The sequence below is a fragment of the Acetatifactor aquisgranensis genome (assembly GCF_943193215.1).
GTDB lineage: Bacteria > Bacillota > Clostridia > Lachnospirales > Lachnospiraceae > Acetatifactor > Acetatifactor aquisgranensis.
In genome coordinates this window covers 1-21902 of the sequence record NZ_CALPDH010000053.1, presented here as the reverse complement: position 1 = coordinate 21902, position 21902 = coordinate 1, and the positions used below count along the sequence as shown (strand labels likewise).

27 protein-coding genes and 1 pseudogene are annotated in these 21902 nt (G+C 41.3%); 22 read left to right on the top strand and 6 right to left on the bottom strand.

Going from position 1 to position 21902, the window contains the following annotated elements:
- From NFS35_RS26855 to NFS35_RS26845, 3 genes are all read right to left on the bottom strand, one after another.
- On the bottom strand, positions 1-180 hold a 180-nt coding region (locus tag NFS35_RS26855), incomplete at its 3' end, for a hypothetical protein (RefSeq protein WP_251210050.1).
- A 300-nt stretch (positions 181-480) separates the two neighbouring features.
- Positions 481-1497 (bottom strand): sensor histidine kinase, encoded by a 1017-nt coding sequence (locus NFS35_RS26850; protein WP_330640492.1) that lies wholly within the window; start codon positions 1495-1497, stop codon positions 481-483.
- Positions 1498-1781: 284 nt separating this feature from the next.
- Positions 1782-2486, bottom strand: a complete 705-nt coding sequence (locus NFS35_RS26845) for a LytR/AlgR family response regulator transcription factor (protein ID WP_251210048.1) — start codon at positions 2484-2486, stop codon at positions 1782-1784.
- 324 nt (positions 2487-2810) lie between these two features.
- Between NFS35_RS26845 and NFS35_RS26840 the strand changes: the two genes are divergently transcribed.
- The 15 genes and pseudogenes from NFS35_RS26840 to NFS35_RS30010 form a co-directional block, all read left to right on the top strand.
- Complete coding sequence (locus NFS35_RS26840; protein ID WP_251210047.1) at positions 2811-4040, top strand: hypothetical protein; 1230 nt, start codon at positions 2811-2813, stop codon at positions 4038-4040.
- A 50-nt stretch (positions 4041-4090) separates the two neighbouring features.
- The gene (locus NFS35_RS26835) at positions 4091-4819 is read left to right on the top strand and encodes a hypothetical protein (RefSeq protein WP_251210046.1); all 729 of its coding nucleotides are present in this window, start codon (positions 4091-4093) and stop codon (positions 4817-4819) included.
- Positions 4812-5660 carry a hypothetical protein gene (locus NFS35_RS26830; protein ID WP_251210045.1) on the top strand — a complete coding sequence of 283 codons (849 nt, stop codon included), beginning with the start codon at positions 4812-4814 and terminating at the stop codon, positions 5658-5660. Before NFS35_RS26835 ends, NFS35_RS26830 begins: the two co-directional genes overlap by 8 nt.
- 72 nt (positions 5661-5732) lie before the next feature.
- On the top strand, positions 5733-6377 hold the full coding sequence (locus tag NFS35_RS26825) for an ABC transporter ATP-binding protein (protein WP_251210044.1): 645 nt from the start codon (positions 5733-5735) through the stop codon (positions 6375-6377).
- 28 nt (positions 6378-6405) lie between these two features.
- Positions 6406-6543, top strand: a complete 138-nt coding sequence (locus NFS35_RS26820; RefSeq protein ID WP_251210043.1) for a hypothetical protein — start codon at positions 6406-6408, stop codon at positions 6541-6543.
- 48 nt (positions 6544-6591) lie between these two features.
- A complete protein-coding gene (locus tag NFS35_RS29160) occupies positions 6592-6720 on the top strand; it encodes a hypothetical protein (RefSeq protein WP_275564740.1) in 129 nt (42 codons plus the stop codon).
- The gene (locus NFS35_RS26815; RefSeq protein ID WP_251210042.1) at positions 6713-7414 is read left to right on the top strand and encodes a response regulator transcription factor; all 702 of its coding nucleotides are present in this window, start codon (positions 6713-6715) and stop codon (positions 7412-7414) included. Before NFS35_RS29160 ends, NFS35_RS26815 begins: the two co-directional genes overlap by 8 nt.
- Before the next feature lies 1 nt (position 7415).
- Positions 7416-8339 (top strand): sensor histidine kinase, encoded by a 924-nt coding sequence (locus tag NFS35_RS26810; protein ID WP_251210041.1) that lies wholly within the window; start codon positions 7416-7418, stop codon positions 8337-8339.
- A gap of 115 nt (positions 8340-8454) precedes the next feature.
- The gene (locus tag NFS35_RS26805; RefSeq protein WP_251210040.1) at positions 8455-9222 is read left to right on the top strand and encodes an ABC transporter permease; all 768 of its coding nucleotides are present in this window, start codon (positions 8455-8457) and stop codon (positions 9220-9222) included.
- Positions 9223-9311: 89 nt separating this feature from the next.
- On the top strand, positions 9312-10235 hold the full coding sequence (locus NFS35_RS26800) for an ABC transporter ATP-binding protein (protein ID WP_129183073.1): 924 nt from the start codon (positions 9312-9314) through the stop codon (positions 10233-10235).
- On the top strand, positions 10228-10959 hold the full coding sequence (locus tag NFS35_RS26795) for an ABC transporter permease (protein ID WP_251210039.1): 732 nt from the start codon (positions 10228-10230) through the stop codon (positions 10957-10959). Before NFS35_RS26800 ends, NFS35_RS26795 begins: the two co-directional genes overlap by 8 nt.
- Positions 10960-10969: 10 nt before the next feature.
- Positions 10970-11713, top strand: coding sequence for an ABC transporter permease (locus NFS35_RS26790; protein WP_129183069.1), 744 nt, complete (start codon positions 10970-10972; stop codon positions 11711-11713).
- Between the two features lie 623 nt (positions 11714-12336).
- A complete protein-coding gene (locus NFS35_RS26785) occupies positions 12337-12513 on the top strand; it encodes a hypothetical protein (protein WP_251210038.1) in 177 nt (58 codons plus the stop codon).
- 68 nt (positions 12514-12581) lie between these two features.
- Positions 12582-12848, top strand: a complete 267-nt coding sequence (locus NFS35_RS26780) for a hypothetical protein (RefSeq protein WP_251210037.1) — start codon at positions 12582-12584, stop codon at positions 12846-12848.
- A gap of 144 nt (positions 12849-12992) precedes the next feature.
- A pseudogene (locus NFS35_RS30010) lies at positions 12993-13142 on the top strand (aldo/keto reductase); the annotation flags it as partial.
- A gap of 201 nt (positions 13143-13343) precedes the next feature.
- On the opposite strand, the gene NFS35_RS26770 reads toward NFS35_RS30010, so the two are convergent.
- From NFS35_RS26770 to NFS35_RS26760, 3 genes are read right to left on the bottom strand one after another with little or no spacing between them, the layout of a single operon-like run.
- Positions 13344-13976, bottom strand: coding sequence for an ABC-2 transporter permease (locus NFS35_RS26770; RefSeq protein ID WP_251210036.1), 633 nt, complete (start codon positions 13974-13976; stop codon positions 13344-13346).
- The gene (locus NFS35_RS26765; protein ID WP_251210035.1) at positions 13973-14824 is read right to left on the bottom strand and encodes an ABC transporter ATP-binding protein; all 852 of its coding nucleotides are present in this window, start codon (positions 14822-14824) and stop codon (positions 13973-13975) included. The genes NFS35_RS26770 and NFS35_RS26765 overlap by 4 nt, the downstream gene beginning before the upstream one ends.
- A 2-nt stretch (positions 14825-14826) precedes the next feature.
- A complete protein-coding gene (locus NFS35_RS26760; RefSeq protein ID WP_016230307.1) occupies positions 14827-15201 on the bottom strand; it encodes a GntR family transcriptional regulator in 375 nt (124 codons plus the stop codon).
- 365 nt (positions 15202-15566) lie between these two features.
- Here NFS35_RS26760 and NFS35_RS26755 point away from each other — a divergent pair, with 365 nt between their 5' ends.
- From NFS35_RS26755 to NFS35_RS26725, 7 genes are all read left to right on the top strand, one after another.
- On the top strand, positions 15567-16235 hold the full coding sequence (locus NFS35_RS26755) for a DUF3796 domain-containing protein (RefSeq protein WP_251210034.1): 669 nt from the start codon (positions 15567-15569) through the stop codon (positions 16233-16235).
- A gap of 3 nt (positions 16236-16238) precedes the next feature.
- Complete coding sequence (locus NFS35_RS26750) at positions 16239-16439, top strand: helix-turn-helix transcriptional regulator (protein ID WP_251210033.1); 201 nt, start codon at positions 16239-16241, stop codon at positions 16437-16439.
- Positions 16440-16494: 55 nt separating this feature from the next.
- Positions 16495-17184 carry a response regulator transcription factor gene (locus tag NFS35_RS26745; protein ID WP_251210032.1) on the top strand — a complete coding sequence of 230 codons (690 nt, stop codon included), beginning with the start codon at positions 16495-16497 and terminating at the stop codon, positions 17182-17184.
- The gene (locus NFS35_RS26740; RefSeq protein WP_251210031.1) at positions 17181-18212 is read left to right on the top strand and encodes a sensor histidine kinase; all 1032 of its coding nucleotides are present in this window, start codon (positions 17181-17183) and stop codon (positions 18210-18212) included. Before NFS35_RS26745 ends, NFS35_RS26740 begins: the two co-directional genes overlap by 4 nt.
- Before the next feature lie 160 nt (positions 18213-18372).
- Entirely contained in the window at positions 18373-19074 is a 702-nt protein-coding gene (locus NFS35_RS26735) for an ABC transporter ATP-binding protein (protein WP_251210030.1), read from the top strand.
- Positions 19071-21458 carry an ABC transporter permease gene (locus tag NFS35_RS26730; protein WP_251210029.1) on the top strand — a complete coding sequence of 796 codons (2388 nt, stop codon included), beginning with the start codon at positions 19071-19073 and terminating at the stop codon, positions 21456-21458. Before NFS35_RS26735 ends, NFS35_RS26730 begins: the two co-directional genes overlap by 4 nt.
- Positions 21459-21477: 19 nt before the next feature.
- On the top strand, positions 21478-21846 hold the full coding sequence (locus tag NFS35_RS26725) for a hypothetical protein (RefSeq protein ID WP_251210028.1): 369 nt from the start codon (positions 21478-21480) through the stop codon (positions 21844-21846).
- The last annotated feature ends 56 nt before the right edge of the window (positions 21847-21902 follow it).

Genomic DNA, 21902 nt, shown 5'->3' with positions numbered 1-21902 from the left:
AATACCGGATGTCTTTATCCCATGAATGGGTGTAAAGACATCCGGTATTGTTCTTTTCCTTAAGTTAATGACATTGCCATAAATCAAGGTTTTAGTAATAAAAAATAGGGTAGGATTTGACACTACCGGAGTGGTTAAGGGGGAATCGATTATGATATTTACATTCCTGTTTTCAATCATCTCTTTTGTTTCCTTTCTTCTTTTCCTTTGATTTGTAGACATTACATCTGCGCCCCATTCCAAAGGAACAGTGGATCGCCCTATTTCATGGCCTCTTTCTTTCCGTTCCCTGTCTGCGTCCAGTTTATTATGGAAAAGTAAAAATGTATGTCAAATTATAAAATTAAAGCAATATGGGGAAAAGGTAGTTATAGATGAAAAAGGAATACAGTGAAACCAAAAGATATATATATTATAAGGCACAAGGGTTTGGGGCATAAACTGTTATAATAGTGAACTGCGTTAGTAGTGCGCAGTTCACTATTGCTTTAAGGTAATAACGGTATGAAAAGTAAGCGCATCATCATTATAATACATCTGTAAATTGCCATGATATTGGTCTACCACTTTACGAATGCTTTTTAATCCAAACCCATGTCCGTTTTTATTGTCGTTTAGCTGCCTGTCCTTACAGACAAAAGGATTTTTTCGGCAGGAATTGATAACTGTTATCACGAAAAACGGTGTTTTTTCATGTTTGCTTGTATTGATCTCGATAAAAGAGTCGGGGATATTACTTGCTGCCGCTATAGCATTATCCAGCAAATTGCAAAACAGAGAGGTAAGGTCGTTGTCTGCAATAAAATCCGTTGTCCCGCTGCGTATGTCAGCATGAAAAGTTATGTGGCTGTCAGTGCATTGCTGCATATAGCGGCATAGAATGGAATTCAGCATTTCATGGTCGCATAGTCTGGAAAATTCCTTCAGGTCTGGGGAGAGTACCAATTGCCGGATATAGGCGCTTATTTTAGCATACTCTTTTTGTTCATTCAGCATATCAATGGACTGCAGGTGCTTTTTTATGTCATGGATTAAAATACGCTGGTTTTCATTCTGTACATTCAGCATCTTATAATATCTAGCCAAATCTGACTCTTTTTGGAGCAATAACTGTATTTCTGTAAATTCCATGTTTTTTTTCTGATGATACTGGTTGATTTCAAACATGAGCAGATTTGCTGCCAGCAAAAAAACAGCGCCCACGGCAACCATCCAGTCAAGTGACGCTGGGAGGGAAACGGATTCGCCAATACTTATGAAAGTAAACATAATAAAGATTGAGGTCAGGGGAATGAAAACAAGAAGAAAAACCGACTTGTCATACTGCCCTGTATCCTTCTTCGGGTTTCTCATTAGGTGCATCAGTATATAAGCAACAGCAAAGAATATGAGTTTGCTAAAGACCGAAAATAATAAAAGATGATAAAATTCCCTGCCATTATCAAGGTAATGAGGGGCAAACCGTTTGGTAATTCCATAAACAACTAATTCACTCATTGTCATAACAGCCGTCAGTATGGAAGAATGAAATACTGCCGTGTACCAATTCAGATAACACTGGGTCATTAAAAAAATGAGGTTCAGAAAAAAATATAAAATGATATTGAGCCATATAGATTCAAACAGTGACACGCAAAACAGGATAAAATATAAGCTGCATAGTACAGCCAGTTTTCTTTGAGGGGTGCGCTTGGCAGGAAATAAATCGGAGGAATACTGCCAGAGTATAATTGCTTCTACAAGAAAACTGAAAAAATAACAGATTGTATTTATCATTTGCTTTACCTCGTACTTTCTAAATAAAGGAGATAGGCTTCTTTAAATGAACTGTATTTCCTTTTTGTCAGATAAGCAGATTGATTATCAGCCATATGGACAAGATTACGGTCAAAATCTGTAACATGCTCAAAATTAATAATGAAACTGCGGTGTGTCTGGAAGAAACGGTTTTTAGGGAGAAGTTCCAGCCAGTACTGCATATTGTGGGTGGATTCAAAATCACACAGAGTGGTATGTACCGTTACCTTTCTGCCCTGTGCCTCTACTGCTATGACGGAGGATGCAAGCAGTGTATGCACGCCCTGTTTTGTTTCAACCGGGATTTTTACTGTCATGGTGTTATACAGGTCAACCGCATCTTTCATATTACGGAAAAACCGCTGCTTATCCAGAGGCTTTGAAAGATATCGGAATACATGGAATCGCATTGCCTCATCAAGATATTCGGAATAAGAAGTCACAATAAAAATAATAATATTTTCATTCTTCTTTTTTAATTCCTTTCCCACATAGATGCCATTCATTCCGGGCATTTCTACGTCAAGAAACAGAATGTCTTTTTCGCCTTTATCTGCCAGCAGGGATTCCCCGTCAGAAAAGCAAATTAATTCCGGGCATTTCACATCAATGTTTTCAAAAAAAATTTTTATATATTTCTGAAGCTGTTCAATTATCAGCGCATCATCGTCGCAGATGAGTATTCGCATTTTCATACCTCTTTTCAAATAATTTATAACATTTACCCTTCATATTATACAATAGCGGTCAGGAAAATACAAAAGCCTTGCATGAAAAGACATTTTTTTGTGGATTTTGGGAACGGCATTGTGTTGTCCGCAGGGTTACAGTTTCCTTGCATTTACAAAAAGTAATGAAAAAATTGCCAGAATGACCAAATGAATGGAAAAAATGTCGTTTGGTGCAAATGGGGTTGAAATTATGACCGGAATAAAAATAATAAGAAGTGTCATTGATTTCAAAGAACAGCTACACAAAAGTTCACTACCTAATACAGAATGGAGGAATTTAATATGGTAAAAACAAAAAAATCAAGTGGAAAGAAGTTTTTTGCAAAAGGAGAAAGTCGGATGAAAAGGCAACTATGTTTGATGTTGATTGTTATTTTTTCTATGTCTATATTCGGGTGTGGAAATTCAGGACAGGGACAGGATTCTGGAAGTAAAATATCAAATGTTCAAAATGAAGCGGGTTCTGAAACAGAAGAACCTTATGTAGAAAACGATATACCTGATGAGAAAATTATTTTTCCAGCGAGTTACGAGAACACCATAGAAAATGTTGATTTTAAGATGGATGTTATTGTTGGTGCTGATTTAGGAGAGAAATTTCCAATTACCGCGAAAGCAAGAATGTTGAAAGTAAATGAGGAGCGGGCATTTCAATCATTATTCAGCGGTAATGATGATTACGAAGTATACAGTTATGAAGAAAAAAACGAATATGGGGAAAAAGTAGATACGGCAACTTATGTCACTCCGGAGGAAATAACGTTATCTTATGGTCCGCTTTCCAGTCAGATGTCATATATGCAAAGAGATTTAATGCCATATATACTCAGCTCTTTTGTACTTGATCCGGCAGATGAGCGATATAATGCAGGTTTGTATTCTACAGAAGAACAATTGTCGTTTATGACGCGTGAGGAGGCTTTTCAGATAATTGATAACGCATTAACAGAAGTGAATATTAAATTTGAGCATGTTTATACGGGATATGCGTTAGATTACGATTGTATGCAGTCACAGGAATATCACGAAGATATGGACGGAAATATTGACCGGGCAAACTATAAAAACGGGTGGTCTGTCTCAGATGAAGGCTATTATTTTTGTGTCAATCAGATATACAGAGGATTGCCGCTTTATCATGTGTATTGTGAGATATTTTCAGATGCAGCAGATGTAAATGCTCCGGTACAGGCATTTATATCAAAAGATGGAATAGAGTATTTGAACATTGAAAAAGTATTTGAAATTTCCGATGAAGGAATGGCAGTCTCTTTATCTCCTATGGATGTGATTGCTGAAACGGTTGCTCATAAGTATAACCAAATACTCGGAAGCTCAACATATGAAATGACAGAAGCAGAATTATGTTATTATGTTGATTTATCTTCAGGAACAGGCGTATATGATGTAAAGCCTGTCTGGATCGTGAAGGGGATTGAAAAAAGTGAACAGCATGAGCAGGATATTCAGGTCATTATAGATGCACAGACAGCGAAGGAGATTATACCTTGAGAAAATTTTGTAATTATTTAAAAACAGACTTAAAGAGGTCTGTATGCTCAATGAAGTTTCTAATATCAATTGCATTAATGATATGTGTACTGCTGTTTTCAACACTGGAAGGCATTGCTTTGGACACAAATGTATTATATGTTTTTTCTATTGTTATGTACGGAATGCCGGCAATGATGATATTGGTATGCGGAGCCATTGCATTTGCAGATAGTTTTTGTGAGGATATAGAACACAAATACGTTATTCAGCAGGTGATTCGAGGGGATATTGAACGGTATGTTTCTGCTCGGATACTCAGCATTTTTTTCGTGACGATGCTTTCTGTTACATTTGGTATGTTTTTGTTTGCAAGTATACTGCATTTTAAATTGGCATGGGTGGATGTATCCGGTTTGCAGTATGATCATATCATTCATGCCGGAGGATTAAGATTTTTTTTAATGCATAAATGGTATTCCCTGTATTATTTTTGTTATGGAATTCAGTATAGTATATTGGCGGGAATTTTAGCTTTATGGGCAGCCTATTTCTCCATGTTCATCTCAAACCGTATGCTTGTGTTATCGGCACCAATGATTCAGTATTATTTTATGGATTATATTCTGTCAGCACTTTCCTCTGGAACGCTGAGTCTGGCTGCGATTTTTTCACCTTCGAATAATATTTTTTTAAATGATTTTTTGTCTGTATTACTGGTAGTTATGATAGCAGTTATGAATTTGATTTTGCTTAGAAAACTTTTAATTAGGAAATTGAGGAGAAAAATCTGTGAATAAAATAAAATATGTATGGGAGGATTTTATAAGTAATTTTTTGAGTAGGAGGCTGCTTGTTTTCTGCGTTTTTCAATTTTATATTTTGCACTATTATATCCATTCAGTGAAACAATTTTCTGTTGCGGCAGATTACCCTGCATCACCTTGGATACTGCCTTTTGCCGGACAAAATGTATATTTTTTATTTGTATATGGTATTTCTGTCATTTACTTTTACTCTAACATACCGTTTATGCAGCGGAACGAAATGTATGTGCTGATAAGGCAGGGAAGAAAGAGATGGATACATATTAAAATATTAAGAATTTGGTTATCTGCTGTTTTGCTTTCAGTTATTGAATTGCTTTTAAGTATATTGCCATTGTTTCCATGTCTGGAATGGTCTACAGAATGGGGCAAATTATACAATTCGCTCGCCATGACAAATGCAGGATTGGAATATAATGTTAAATTATCTTTTTCCTATGAATTAATCAGCGAGCATAATCCTCTCATAACAATGTTAATATTTGGGACAATCCTTTGTATATCTACTGGATTGATTGGGATGATTATGTTTGCTGTGAGTATTTGCATGAATAGAACAGGCGCTGTGCTTATAGGAACTTTTTTTTCGATTTTGCCGGTTGTATTTGCTAATCTGCATTTATACCAGCAATGGATTAGTTTTATTTCCCCATTTTCATGGTTAAATCTACTCTTATTATACGGGAAAGTATGTGAAAATGCACCATCTTTTTTCATGGTAATTATTATGACAGTAATTTTATCATTTGTTTTAAGCTATATTTCTTTAAAAAGAATATATCTAAAAGATTTAAATTGGTTAGATGAGGAGTGATAGTGTGAAAGAAAAAACCACTTTCATCACTATTTGTGCCGCCAACTGAAAGGCTGCGGAATGGAGATTTTTATGCAGGACAAAAATATAAAAGTAAAAGATGTATGCAAATGTTTTGGTAAAACACAGGTGTTAAATCATGTTAATATGGAATGCAATCAAGGAGAGATTACAGGGATTATAGGAAGAAATGGTGCAGGGAAAACAGTTTTATTTAAAATAATATGTGGTTTGCTGTCTTTGGATTCAGGTGAGATTGTAATAAACGGCACAAAACGGGAAAAACAAGCGGATGTTCTTCCTTCTGTTGGAATTATTATTGAAGAACCAGCTTTTTTAAAAAATTATTCTGGAATAAAGAATTTGGAATATTTATATATGATAAATAATAAGAATAATAGACCTTATTTAGAAAGTATTATGGATAAAGTAGGACTTGATCCGAAATCAAAAAAACATGTGGGAAAATATTCTATGGGGATGCGCCAAAGGTTGGCTATAGCACAATCAATTATGGAAGAACCTGATTTTTTAGTTTTGGATGAGCCGTTTAATGGACTTGATAATCATGGCGTAGATGAAATGAGAGAATTATTTCTTGAACTGAAAAAAAGTGGAAAAATAATTTTAATTGCCAGTCACAATTCAGAAGATATAAATATCCTTTGTGATCATGTTTATAGTATGGAATCAGGGAATTTAGAAGCTGTACGCTGAGATTTATGCTCTTTTCAAAGAGTGTTTTATGGAACTGTGGGAAACCCTGTTTGCAGGATGTGGGAAAGCTGCTTTTGCTTTTCCACAGGCTGTGAATGGGGTTTTCCATAGTTTCATAGCCAGTTATGCACATTTCCATGATGCAGGTCTTAAATACTTGAAATGATTCGCCTGACCGCATATAATTATATGGCAGAATTTAGAGAAAGGGTGAATGAAGATGTTAGAGTTTATTTCCGCTCCGGAAGCGGCAAAGTTCAGCCGCTTGTGGCTGATTCCAAAGGACGCTGAAAAACCAACAGATGCCCGATTAAAAGTAGAAAGGAAGAAAAAACATGAATAAAGTTTTAATTATAGATGATGATAAAGAACTTTGCGCACTTATGAAAAAATGCGTAGAGCAGGAAAACCTTACTGCGGTTGTCGCAGGCGGCGGGATAGAAGGACTGCATATATTGGAGGAAACCAAAGATACCTGTTCACTTATTATTCTTGATATTATGATGCCCGACTTAGACGGTTTTCAAGTGTTGCAACAAGTACGGCAGACAAGTAATGTGCCTGTTCTTATGCTTACCGCAAAAAGCGGTGAGGAAGATAAGGTTTCCGGCTTAAGGATGGGGGCAGACGATTATCTGACAAAGCCATTTAGCATTAACGAGCTTATGGCACGTGTAAATTCTCTTATCCGGCGTTTTACATTGTTCAATACTGTTTCCGGCACAGAAACGGATTGTATGGTATTTCAAGGAATGACGATAGATAACCTTAACCGTCTTGTTTTGGTTAATGACATACAAGTGGAACTTACAGGAAAAGAATTTGATCTGCTTTCTTTCCTTGCGGCCAATAAAGGAAAAGTGTTTACAAAAAAGCAGATTTATACCCATGTATGGGAGGAAGAGTATGCTTTTGATGATAGCAATATCATGTCGTTTATCAGCAAATTACGGAAAAAAATCGAACCAGACCCGGAACACCCTTTTTATATTCTGACTGTCCGGGGCGTTGGTTACCGATTTAACAGGGAGGCATAACATGAACTTAAATTCATTTTTATTGATTGCTCTCTGTACAGCGCTTTTGGCTGTCCTGTTTTTTATTACGAAACTTAGGCGTGTAAGAGGACAATTATCTATTATTGAAGAAGCCCTTGAAGATATAAAGTCCGGTAATCCGAACCGACGGGTTTTGGCGAGAAAAAGCGATATGACAAAGCGTATTTGCTTTGCAATCAATGAAATTGCGGTCAGGAACCAGTCACAGCTTATCCAACAAAAACAATCGGAGCAGGCATACAAGCGACTTATGACAAGCCTTTCCCATGATGTAAAGACACCATTAGCTTCATTGTTTGGCTACTTGGATGCCGCCACAAATGGCCTTGTGGCTGGGGAAGAAAAAGAAGCCTATATCCACGTTGCAGTAGAAAAAGCGTGTCACTTAAAACATTTTGTGGAAGCACTATTTGAGTGGGTAAAACTAGACGCTAAAGAACAGGTTTTTCATTTTGAGTTATGTGATTTTAACGAATTGACCCGCAATATTGTCGCAGAGTGGGTTCCAACCTTGGAACGCAACCATTTTGAATATGATTTTGATATTCCTGAAGATGAATATTTTTTACGTATTGACCCTCATTCCTATACCCGCATTCTTAATAATCTGTTTCAAAATGTGCTTATGCACAGTGGCGGCAATAAATTGATTTTGAAATTATTGGAGAATGAACAGCAAGTAGAAATTATCATTTCAGATAATGGAAAAGGTATTTCCTCCTCTGATATTCCGCACATTTTTGAGAGGATGTATCAATGTGACAGTTCACGTTCTGCCAGGGGCAATGGCTTGGGGCTATCTATTACGACAGAACTTGTAAATGCTCACAATGGGAAAATTAAAGCAGACAGCAATCCCGGAATGGGTGCAACATTTACGATACTATTTCCAAAAGCTCTGTAACAGCACAGGGCTTTTTGTATATTCATTGGAGGAAAACATGAAAAAAGCAAGGTTACGGCAAGGTTTTGGCAAGGTTAATGCTATATAATTAGGGATTGGAAAGGAGGAAAAGGCAATGACAATTATCTTTACTGAGATACTGAAATGGAAACGGAATAAGACAGTTTGGGGTATTTTTATTCTTACTGCTATTTTGGGAGTATTTGCGGTTGAGCGTGCCTGCAGCATATCAAGAAGCAATCCTCTCATGGATAGCTTTGGTGACTTATACACTTTGGCATTTAAGAACCTTACAAGCCTGTTTCTGCCTATTGTGTTGGGGATGTTTGCCACCACATTGTTCTTTGATGAACAGAAAAACGATACATTAAAAGGACTTTTGATTATTCCGGTTTCCAAAGCACAGCTTTATTTTTCAAAGATAGCGGTTGTAATCCTTATGTCATTGGGGCTATGCCTGTTTACCTTTGTTATCTGTATCGTTGGCGGCTTAATTGCTGGCGGCTTTACTGATTTGAACACGGAAACAATACTACAGGCGGGGCTATTGTTTTTGGCTGGCGGTGCGCTGATCCCGGTTGCCATGCTCCCAATCATATTTTTAGCAACGCTATCAAAAGGGTACATTTTACCGATTGGGGCTGTTTTACTTTATCTTGTGCCTGTTGTGCTTGCCCCGTCCCAGCTCATGGGACTGCACCCCTTGGCGAGTGTTATGGGAATTTATCCCCACATTTCACCTGCCGCTATTGAAATGGTAAACAGTTGGACAGGAAATGCAGTAATAACAGCATCACCGATGACTTGTTCTGTTTCTTTACTGGCTATAGGCATTATTTCGACAATCGTTTCTGTAATTGCTTTACAGAAGAAAACATTTTGAAGAGTTTTTACCAACTATTCAGCAAGCGGAAACTTGTATAACTATGTGATTTAGAAAGACCACGATAATTAAGAAAGTGAGGAAATATTATGTGCAGCTATGTGATTGAAACAAAGCGGTTAACAAAAAAATATGGTGAGCAGACAGCGGTCAATGCTGTTAATATCCATGTAGAAAAAGGGCGGATATACGGACTGCTGGGGCGTAATGGAGCTGGCAAAACCACAATAATGAAAATGATTTTGGGATTAACCCCTGTTACTTCCGGGGAAATAGATGTGTTCGGACAAAATATCAAAGGAAAGGAAAAACGGGTATATCCCCGGATTGGGGCTATTATTGAAACACCCGGCTTCTACCCAAACCTGACGGGTACGGAAAACCTTGAAATATTTGCGAAGCTGCGTGGCACTGCTGCCCCCAATGCTGTAAAAAATGCTTTGGATATTGTCGGACTCCCTTACCGGGATAAAAAGCTGTTCAGCAAATATTCTCTTGGAATGAAGCAGCGTCTTGGTATTGCAAATGCTATTTTGCATGATCCGGAGCTGTTGATTTTAGACGAGCCTACGAATGGTCTTGACCCTATCGGCATTGCAGAAGTAAGGGATTTTATTAAAGACTTGAGCACCGAGCGAGGGAAAACAATCCTCATTTCCAGCCATATCCTGTCCGAGATTGCATTGTTGGCTGATGATATTGGCATTATTGACCACGGTGTCTTACTGGAAGAAAACAGCATGGAAACACTGAAAAGAAAAAACAGTAAATATATACTTCTGCAAGTTTCTGATATTCCGAAAACTTCTCTTGTTTTGGAAAGGCAATTCGGAGTTACAGATTATTCCGTACAGGATGACCATTCCCTGCGGATTTATAATACGTCATTGGATATGGCGGCTGTCAATAAGGCTCTTGTAGTGCAGGATGTGGCTGTTATCAGTTCACAATTATGTAATGACACATTGGAGGACTATTTCAAAAAAATTACAGGGGGAGAAGGCATTGCTTAAATTGATACAGACAGAATTTCTAAAACTGCATCGTAGAAAGTTCATACTGTTAATGCTGCTGGCAGCTCTTCTCATGCCATTTCTTGCAATCTTTTATTTTAGTGGGTTCAGGGAAGCAGGCGTAGACACAATACAATTTTATAAATGGACTGCGTTCAGCTATACGCCTTGGGTTATACTTCCTGTCGTATTGGGGGTATTTTCCACTATGCTTATGTATGATGAACACCAAAATGATATGCTTAAACAGTTGTGGATTATACCAATTAGCAAGGCGGAATATTTTTTTGGTAAATTTATTATTGTGCTGTCTTATTCCATTTGTTTTATGTTGCTCACAGCCGGATTGTCTGTGATTTTTGGTATGCTTCCCGGTTATATAACATTTGAATGGAGCAGTTTTTGTTACTTGCTGAAAAAATGTATGGAAATTGCTATATTAACCGCATTCGCCGTAATGCCGCTTTTGGCGGTTGCGGCTGCTGGAAAAAGTTATATATTTCCAGTATGCGTAACGCTGGTTTATACGTTCCTTGGTTTTATTCTGCTTATGGTTAATATGTATCTGCATCCTCTATCCAGTATGAGCGCCATTGTCATGGGTGATATTCCCGGTGTAGTTTTGGCACAAACTCTTAATATTCCGGCGGCATTAATATGTATTACTATATGGTGTGCGGGTTCAGTGGCGTTGGCTATATTTGCTTTAGGAAAAAGAAAGTGAGGTGGGTAGTATGAAACAATTACTTTGGGCTGAACGCCGAAAACTTCGTCATTCTAAAATCGTTTGGATTGCTGTCTTTGCGGTGGTTATGATTGCTGTTATCGTCTTTGCAGAAGGGCAGTTTGTATTTAAGGGTTCACGATATATAGATGGGGCTGGCTGGTTTATGACTGCCGCACAGTCTTTGGCAACCTTTTTTGTGCTTCCGGCTGTCATTGCATTGTTAGGCAGCTATATGATTTGCCGGGAGGAACAGGAAGATACTCTGAAATCACTGCGGCTTGTGCCAGTAGATGAAGCGAAACTGACTGTTGTTAAAATGATCGTTGCAATGGTTTTCAGTATTTTGATTTATCTTCTGCTGTTTGTAATTACTTTTGCGGTTGAAGCTATAATGCATTTCGGAACATTATCTATTCAGACAGTATGGGGCTTCCTTTTTACCTATTTTGTAAATGGTATTGGCGTATTTCTTGCTATTTCACCGATTGTGGCATTAGTAGCCCGTATAAAAAAAGGGTATTGGCTTGCTTTGGTATTTACTGAAATCTATTCCTTTGCCGGTCTGTTTGCAAGTATGTCTGAAACTTTGAAAACTGTTTACCCGATTACTGCGGTGTTCCAGCTTTCAGGATATTATGAAGCAACAATCGGAAACAAAGCAGCCAGCTTAGTTATTCTGATAGTTTGTATGGTTCTTGCAGTTTTGATTTTGAACGGATTAAGCCGTAAAAACAAAAAGAGTATTTATTAATTGTGTAAAATATCCGTATTGTAAATCTGCCGTACAACGGCAAAAGAAAAAAGCCGTTGTATAGCAGACATATTTGGGTGCATTGATGCAGCAGCTTTGGAAACCAGGGCTGCTGTTTTTGCTGTAACTTTTGTTGGAGTGATAGGAGAAAAATGAAACGATAGTTTAAAGACAAGGAGATGTAGAACGATGAGAATAAAGCGAAAAATACTTCTCATACTTCGCATACTAAAATTAGGCATACTACCAGAAATTACGCCGCCTTGGGCATTTGGAAACGATTTTTCCAGTCTTCAGGCAGTTTGCTGATAAAGAGAGATACTAAAATGAATGGGTAGAACTACGAGTTTTATTGAAAAATAGGAATTTCTGGGATATAAAGCAATTGATTGTGTTTAGTGTTCATGGTAAAATATAGGCACTAAATAAAAAAGAGTAATTCCATGTCCAGAAAAGCGTCCGGTAATCCCAAGGTAAAACGTGTCGAGCGCCTGCAATCGAATGGAGACATTTATATCTATGAAGTAACAACGCGATACAATCCGGAGAAAAGGTATAACGAGCATGTATCCAGTAAGCTGCTTGGCAAAAAATCCCCGGATGGCTCTATTGCAAGGTTTTAGATGGCCAACCCGGATAAGCCGATCCGGCGGATCGAGGAGTGGCAGATTAGCCATACGCTTCCTTACCGTGAAGGGCTTTCCGAGGATACCTGTTATTCTCTGATGAAGGATCTGGGACAGGATATCTCTGTATCTCAGAAGTATTTCCAGTATCACAGTATAATGATGCCCACATAACAAGATCCAAAACAACCGAATCGCTTGAAGGCCGATTTTTCTGCCAGTTTGTTGCATATGGCTATGAAGTGTTTTTTCAGAAGGAACTGAACCGCGTAAAAAGCTCCCTGGCAGTTCCCACTGGGGATCCGTCACATGACAGTTCAGAAACCTTCAAAAAAGAAAAAGCACTCCTTGATTGGTTGAAGGGTATGTCCGTGGCAAAACTGTTTGACTGGTTCGATGCCATTCAGGAAACGACTGTCAATACAAATATAGGCAAAGCACGTTGGAAAACAGAAACTATCGAACGTGACCGGCTGTTCCTGACGAAGCTGGGTGTACTCGGGGGCTGATTATTGAGTGACTATAATTCGGATTTTGGGTTGTAAGTATGGAGGGGTGAGATGTCATAAAAAACAAATTGGTTTGGGAACAGTGGTTAGATTTCAGTCAGGCAGATTAGGAGAATATAAAGATGTGGAAAGGTTTCGTTCTGTACCTCTCCTAGCAGCGGGATTGGCTCCAGCGCCACCAATCTCCATGCCCTCTGCCCTGACACCGTGGAGTGGGCAGAGGGCCGGCGGTTTGAAGCGGGAACTTCCAGGGATGCCATGGAGGGATGGCTTAGCAGTATCGGGGTCAGATGACCTGAAAACATGGTTCGGCTTCCCGGAGAGAAGGTGGCAGCTTTGAGATATCAGCCGGGCATCACCAGACAGGCAGGGCAGGAGCATCTTTGGAAATCTGCAGTGTGAGAGTGCAGCATGCTCATTTTTATAAAGGATGGACAGCTCTGCCGTCATATAACCATCTGGCTCGGCTGGATCTGCTGTTTTGCTGCTGCGTTATCAGACGATATCCCGATTTTGATATACCGCCGCCGCAATTCGGTATGAGATGAAAAAACAAACACCAGAAATGACAAGAACGATATTAAAAGCCAACAGGATATTGTTTTTTACAGGAATAAAGAGATTTGTGAGAAGCACAAGCCCAACAATAATACCTGTCGATGCCATAAAGGACATCATGAAGACAACCTGGGATTTTTCCGGGTCAAACAAATAGGCACATGGTAAGCTGATGCCGCCCGCCAATAAAGTAGCACTCATACCGATAGCAGCATATAAGCACAAAGAATGAACGGTTATATCTGCTCCCGCGAACATAAGCACAATGCATGGAATAAGCGCTGTCATCAGACCGGCTGCCGCAAGCAGGATATAAAAGATAAATTTCTCGCTGATAATCTGATTTCTTGACACGGGCATGGCAATCACGTTTTTATTCCATTTTGAGCCTGCGTCGCTTGTGATACTGATAAAAGCCGCTGTTGTGGAAGCTACCGGGGCCAATATCAGAAGTGCGCTTGTTTCCAGCAGAAAAGATAATCCAAAACCTAAAACAATCAAGCTGACGACAGTTACAAGGATATTGCTCTTTGCAATATAGAAGTCTTTTAGTAAAACGCCTTTCATCATCTTTCCCCCTTTACATAGAGAAGCATAATTTCATCAATCGTGGCCGGTACAATCAATGCTTTCGGATATTTTTTCTGCATTTTATCCCGTTCAGAAACCAAAATCTGCCATTCGTAATCCATTTTTCTGTATGTGATAATATCCGATTTATCCAATGCGTCAAATTGCGCCGCTCCGCATTTTATAACGCCATATTGCTCAATCAGTTCATCTTTCGGTTTGGAAAAAACAACTTTTCCCTCATGGATAAAAACAATGTAATCGGCAATTTTTTCTAAATCGCTGGTAATGTGGGAAGATACCAGTATGGAGTGTTCTTCGTCCTGCACAAAGTCCAAAAGCATATCCAGAATATCGTCCCTGATAACAGGGTCGAGCCCGCTGGTTGCTTCGTCCAGAATCAGCAGCTTAGAATGGTGTGAAAGGGCAACGGAGATAGCCAGCTTCATTTTCATCCCCTTGGAAAACTGTTTGATCTGCTTATCAAGGGGCAAAGAAAATTGTTTCAGCAGCCGGAAATAGGCCTGCTCGTCCCATGAGCCATAGATATTTTTCATTATCCGGTTGATTTTCCTGGGAGAAAGAATTTCCGGGTAGTTGCTTCCGTCAAATACTGCTCCAATCTGTTCTTTTGTTTCATTGTCCAGTCCATCTTTTCCAAATACCGAAACATAACCGTCTTCTTTTTGGATAAGCCCCAAAACCGCATTGATTGTCGTGCTTTTCCCTGCGCCATTTTCTCCGATCAGCCCGACGATAGAGCCGCTTGGGACGCTGAAGGAAACATTGTCCAAAACAAAATCTTTATATGTTTTGGTAAGACCTGAAATAATCAAAGCATTGTTCATTGTCAATCCTCCTCATACAATAGTGTCAATAAATTGAGTAATTTATTAAGCGGTATTCCGCTTGTGCGGGCTATCTCAATAGCCTCATTAAATCGTTCCTCTATTTTTTTCTGCTGTTCTTCCAGATAAAAATCCTGGTTTTGCACTGATACATAGCAGCCTTTTCCGGCTGTCGTTTCTATAAAACCGTCTGTTTGAAGAAGGTCGTATGCCTTTTGTACCGTCAAGACACTAATCTGTAAGGATTTTGCAAGAGAACGGATAGAGGGAAGCGCTTCTCCGGCTTTCAGTTCGCCATTCATAATCTGCGATTTAATTTGTGTTGAAATTTGCTCATACAGAGGGCGACTTGTTTTGTTGCTCACGACAATTTCCAAAGTCCCACCGCCTTTCTGTCCCTAACTGTATTGTTTTAATAAGTACAGTATAATACAACACATAGCGGTTGTCAAGAGGGGAATATATACTGCATAACGCTGAATACTGCCTAATGTAATCATGCGATTGAACCAGTCAGCGTTATGCAGTCTGGTTTCACGGCAGGTGAAATCGTTAAGCAGTATAAAATTCAGAAGGGTGAAGGAACCCTGTCCATCCGATTATGACAGGTTCCAGGAGCGTGGGGCAGGCAGAGAGCGCCAGGCCGGATATATTTCTCTCTTTCCTATTGACAGAAAGAAAGGCAAGTGATATATTTGTCATATAAAGAGACAAAAACATCACAAAAAATAGGAGGATTACAATGAAAACAAGTAAAAAGAAAATTTGGATTGGCTGTGGGATACTTTGTGTGTTGAGCGTGCTTCTTTCGTCATGGTATGCGGTAGCTTATAATGATTCCCGTCTGGTAGTCCCCATGGATTTTAAGGATTATGTATTTGACATAAAGGATTTGCCGATGATTGTTTCGATTTTTCTTGTCTGTGTTTATCTTGCCGCACTGTTTGTCATGCTTTTTATCCATGGAGGGAAAAAGCGGAGGCAGGCGAAAGAAACAGATGTCACCCGTAAAATAAATCCAAAGCTGGGGTGTTTGGGGGTATTGGGATTTTTGGGGTTTGCCGGTTTCTGGACATATCCTGTGGATGGTACGGTTTTTCCCTTTGCGTTTTTCCTGTTCTTCGGTTTTTTTGGTTTTTACTATGAAGGAAAGATGTCAGGAACATTTATGGATGAGCGTTTCCGTGAGAACATTGTCCGCGCTAAGCTGAAAGCGTATAGGATCACTTTTGGGGTTATGTATGCCGCACTGATCATTCTCTGTCAGGGGAAACTTTTTGGAAACCTCGAGTACACCCTGATTGCTGCGATTATTAGCCTTTCCCTTGCATTGGGCCTGGGGATTTTCCTCTCGGAATACTTGCTGTACCGGTATGACCATGACGACCAGGCAGAGGAAGGCGGGGAATAGGATATGGCAGAATTTGAATGCAGATTAAAAAAGTACCGGCAAATGAAAGACCTGACACAGGAGCAGCTGGCGGAAAAAGTAGGTGTGCGCCGGGAAACAATTATGCGTCTGGAAAAAGCGCAGTATAATCCGTCATTAAAGCTGGCAGTTGATATTTCCAGAGCTGTAGAAGCACCGATTGAAGAAATTTTTGTTTTTCAATAGAATTTCGCAAAGTTATTTCCAGACAATTCCTGATAAAATCTAAAGGAGTATGGATATGAAAAAGATCTTGCTGGTAGAGGATGACGACCTTTTAAATAAAACGCTGACGTACAACCTGATTTCCGAGGGTTATGATACCGTATCAGCTCTGAATGCAGGCACAGCCGCCGCGTTATTGACGCAGGCGGAATATGACCTGGTGCTTCTGGACATCAACCTGCCGGACGGCAGCGGCTATGACCTGTGCAGGCTCATAAAGCCGGAGAACCCGGACACGCTGGTGATCTTCCTGACGGCCAACGACCAGGAGAGCGACCAGATCCGGGGATATGAAGTCGGTGCGGTGGATTATATCACCAAGCCCTTTTCCGTCGGGGCGCTGCTGCGGAAGATACGGGCCATGTTCGCTATGCTGGAACACCGGGGGTTTACAAAGGATTTCTATGATGACGGCAGGCTGTTCTTGGACTTCTCGGAGCAGTCCGCCGCGCTGAACGGAAAGACCATTACCCTTTCCGCCATGGAGTATAAGATGCTGCACCTGTTCTGCAAAAACCCCAAACAGATCCTTACCAGGCAGCGGCTTCTGGAACGGCTGTGGGATGCGGAGGAAAACTATGTGGACGAACACACCCTGACCACCTCCATCAGCCGTATACGGGGCAAGATTGAGGCTGATGGCGACGCTTACATCAAAACGATTTACGGGATTGGGTATCAGTGGATGGGAGGCGAGAGGAAATGAATCTGGGGCGGATCTCTGTAAAAAGGATATTCCTGCTGGTCAGCGGCGGTATGGCGGTTTCCATGCTGGCCATCTGCGCGGTTTTCTTCGCGGTGACAGGCCAGATGTGGATACTGGCCTGTGGCATGCTCCTGATGCTCTGCGCCTTTGCGTGGATGTTCCTTCTGTCGATTGCCTTTGGCAAACGGCTTTCCGTATTTACCCGGGAGCTGTGCCGGGCAATGGATCAGATGATCAGCGGAAGCGGAGAGCCTGTGCGCGCTGGGGACAGTGAAACGCTCTTTGCCCGTATCAGCCACCGTCTGACCCGGCTGTATGGGATCATGCAGGAGAACCGGCGGAAGGTGGATGCGGAACGGCAGGAGCTGCAGAGGCTGGTGTCGGATGTCTCCCATCAGGTGAAAACACCGGTGGCAAATCTGAAAATGGTGACGGATACGCTGCTTTCAAAGCCGGTCACAGAAGAAGAACAGCGGGAGTTCCTGAAAGGCATCCGGAATCAGACGGACAAGCTGGAGTTTCTTTTTCAGGCGCTTGTGAAAACTTCCCGGCTGGAAACCGGGGCGATTCGGCTGGAAAAGAAAGACGCCCTGCTGATCGATACGCTGGCGGTGGCCTTAAGCGGCATCGTATATGCGGCGGAGAAAAAGAATATATCCGTAACGGTGGACTGTCCGGAGGAGCTTCGCCTTTCCCATGACAGCAAGTGGACGGCGGAAGCCGTGTTCAACCTGCTGGACAATGCAGTGAAATATACCCCGGCCGGAGGAACCATCCGAATTTCGGTAGAACGATGGGAAATGTATGTAAAACTGAGCGTGTCCGATACCGGCAAGGGTATCCCGGAGAGCAATCAGGCCGCTATTTTCCGGCGCTTCTATCGTGAGGAAGAAGTGCACGAACAGCAGGGCGTGGGCATCGGCCTGTATCTGACCCGCGAGATCGTAACGAGACAGGGCGGTTATATCAAAGTGGTTTCAGAGCCGGGCAAGGGTTCGGAATTTTCCATTATGCTCCCTACAAGATAATTTTTTGAAATGTCCGAGTCTTGTAACATTTCAGCCGCATTTTTTATGCCGCTTCGGACATTTCTGTGACATTTGGATTTTATAATGTCCGAAGAACAAGGTTCTTAGAACTTTGTTCTTTAATCAACAGGCAGAAAGCCTTGAAGGGAGCATTTGATTTATGAATGTATTACAAACAATCGATCTGAGAAAGTATTATGGCAGTGAGCCCAACATTACCCGCGCCCTGGACGGCGTCAGCCTCTCTGTGGAACAGGGGGAGTTTGTGGCAATCGTTGGAACCTCCGGCAGCGGGAAATCCACCCTGCTCAACATGATGGGCGGGCTGGATACGCCTACCTCCGGCAATGTTATTGTCCGCGGGGATGAGCTGGCTAAAAAGAATGACGAGGAGCTGACCATCTTCCGCCGCCGCAACATCGGCTTCATCTTCCAGAACTATAACCTTGTCCCGATCCTGAATGTCTATGAGAACATTGTCCTGCCTGTGGAGCTGGACGGAGATACAGCAGACAAGAAGTTCATGGATGAGATCGTGGGGATGCTGGCACTTCAAGATAAACTGCAGAATATGCCGAATAACCTTTCCGGCGGACAGCAGCAGCGTGTCGCCATTGCCCGCGCCCTGATCACCAAACCGGCCATCATCCTGGCCGATGAGCCCACCGGAAATCTGGATTCCAAGACCAGCGCCGATGTGCTGGGGCTTTTAAAGCGTACCAGCATGGAGTTCAACCAGACCATTGTCATGATTACCCACAATAACGAGATTGCCCGGCTTGCCGACCGGATCGTAAGGATTGAGGACGGCAGGATCGTGGAAAAAATGCCAAAATCGCAATTAGGAGGTGGCAAGATATGACATGGCCTTTTGAGAATGACACCGGCGCTGTTATTAAAAAATTAGCGTCTGCTCAATTAAAGAAAGAGCGTTTGAAGAAAATTTTTACGGTTACTGCAATTTCGTTGGCAACATTTTTGATGGCATCCGTATTGCTCCTGGTTTCTGGGATTATTACAGTGAACCAAAAGGGAGGCAATAACATAACGGGGTCTTATCATGCGCTTATTTCCGGCATAGAAAAAGAACAATACCAGAAATTGAGTGATGATGTGCGGGTGGATCTATGCGGATTCACAGCGTCCATTGGCAGCGTGAAATCCGGAAATGACCGCCTTAATATTTCGTATTGCAACAAGGATGCACTTACATTAAATGGGCTGTCTGTTGACCAGGGGAAAATGCCGGAGAAAGCGAATGAGATCCTGATTGAACAGGAATATTTAATCCGGCAGAAGATAAATGCTAAAATTGGAGATACCATCCGACTGCCAGACCCAAACAACGGTCAGGAAAAATCCTTTCTTATAACAGGATACTTAAAAACAGGGGCGAAAGGCACTGACCGTTCCTTATATGCGGCTATGGTTTCTGAAGAATACTTCTCAGAAATGGATGGATGGGATCGCTTTTCTCCGGCAGTCATGCTCCGTGTAAATTTAGATGCAGGCTCTGGGGATGTAAAAAGCTTAATATCGCAGATAGCGGCTGATGCAGGCTGTAAAACGGCTCCTTCTTATAATGAAGCGTATCTGAACCTTAGCCAGCCTTCGGCATTGATGGTTCTGGCGGCTGTTGCCGGGCTGGTTGTGATCGTGATCGCTGGTGTTTTGGTTATATACAACATTTTTTATATTTCCATTATCAATTCCATTAAACAATATGGACAGCTCCGCACAATAGGTATGACAGCAAAACAGATTCAAAGGCTTGTTCTCAGGGAGGGGACTTTGCTGATGTTACCTGCAATTCCGATGGGACTGATTGCGGGAATTGCAGTGGCTTATCTTTTAATTCCGCATGGATTTGGGTTATGGAATGTGCTATGGATATGCCCGGTTGTTGTTGCGTTAACCTATGCCACTGTGCGCCTGTCCATCAAAAAGCCTGCTAAGATAGCCGCCGCCGTTTCACCCATAGAGGCTTCCCGCTATGAACAAAATAAGGGGCCGAAAGGTAAACATAGGCAGCACAGGCTGACGCCGGGGTCTTTGGCAGTCAACCAGGTTTTGCGTTATAAGAAAAAGAATATACTGACAGCCGCCTCCCTTGTCCTGACTGGCGTCCTGCTGTTAGGCTTATCCTCTGTCCTTTCTTCGATCAATGCAGAAGATATGTCTTTATCCGGATTTGCAAGAGGACAGTTCGTTTTAAAGATCTCGAATCAGGAGCTGATGGAAAATCCTTTGGAGATTTTGCAGGGATCAAGCCCTTTTACGGAGGAAGTGGAAAAAGAACTCTCGCAATTATCAGGTGTGCAAAAGATCATAGACGATTGGCATCTCCCGGTTTCCTATGACCTGCAGGCCCTGGAATCAGATGCTGAAATCGTGGGATTTGAGAAAGCAGATATGGATTTGCTGCAAAGCTGTCTCTTAAATGGAAACCTGTCAGATTATGGGCAAATGGCATCTGAGGATCAGATGGTGATTGGCAGGCCGAATGACTTTGAGAAGTATTTTGGCATTTATCCAAAAGTCGGCTCCTCTGTAATGCTGAAGATTTTTGATGGGCAGCATACGGAGAACCTGGAATTTGAGATTGCGGCAGTCCTTGACGAAAGTAAGATTGGAAATCATGGCGATAAAATAGATATGCTGTTATTGCCGGTTGATTCCATGCAGAAAATCGCACACAGCAATCTGACATATCAGTATGTGATCCGTGTAGAGGATTCTTTGGAACAGCAGGCAGAAAACGAAATAGACCAGATTGTATCCGATAACCCGCGGCTGAGTGTGGATTCCCTTTCTGCTGCCATTGCCCAGAATGAAAACTTCCTGCAGGGGACACAGTTCGCCCTTGCAATAGCCATTGTTTTGATTGGCTGTTTTTCCGTGATGAATCTGTTGAATACAACTTTGACGGGAATTATCGTAAGGCGCAGGGAATTTTCCCTCATGCGTTCCGTGGGAATGTCCCAAAAACAATTATCCGTGATGGTTCATAAAGAGGGACTGATCGTAGTCGGCATGGGACTTGTATTATCTGTGATCATTGGCGGAGGGATTGGATATGTTCTTTGCTCATTTTTGAAAAACAGCCTGATGAGCTATTTGAATTATCAATTTCCATTTGGTATTACAATCTTGAATTGTGCGGTTATTATTTTATGTAGTGTGCTGATTACAACAGGGGCCTTAAAGCAGCAAAGCAAGTCATCCATGATGGAAGCTTTGCGATAATAGAAGGAGGTGGCGTACCATGACATGGCCTTTTGAAAATGATACCAGCGCTGTTACCCGTAGGTTATCAAATGCCCGTATTGGACAGAACCGTTTCAGGAATCGTCTGATTGGGATCATTATCTTTATGGCGGCAGCCATTATGGCGTTTGTTTCTTCTTATGCATATAACATTACAAATGAATATGCGGCATCAACTGCATATCAGGGAATTTTCCAAAACCTTTCACAGGAGAATATCTCTTTGCTGAAAGAAGACCCCCATATTCAAAAAGTGGGTGTATACCAGTCTGTCGGCATGACGGAACAGGAGAATGGCATCACAATGAGTATGGTATGTTCTGATGAAACAACCATGCAGCTCTCCAACTGTCGGACGGCGAATTGAGGGAGACGCAAATGACGAATTATTTTTCCAACCTTTATCCAATTGACTGCGCAGTG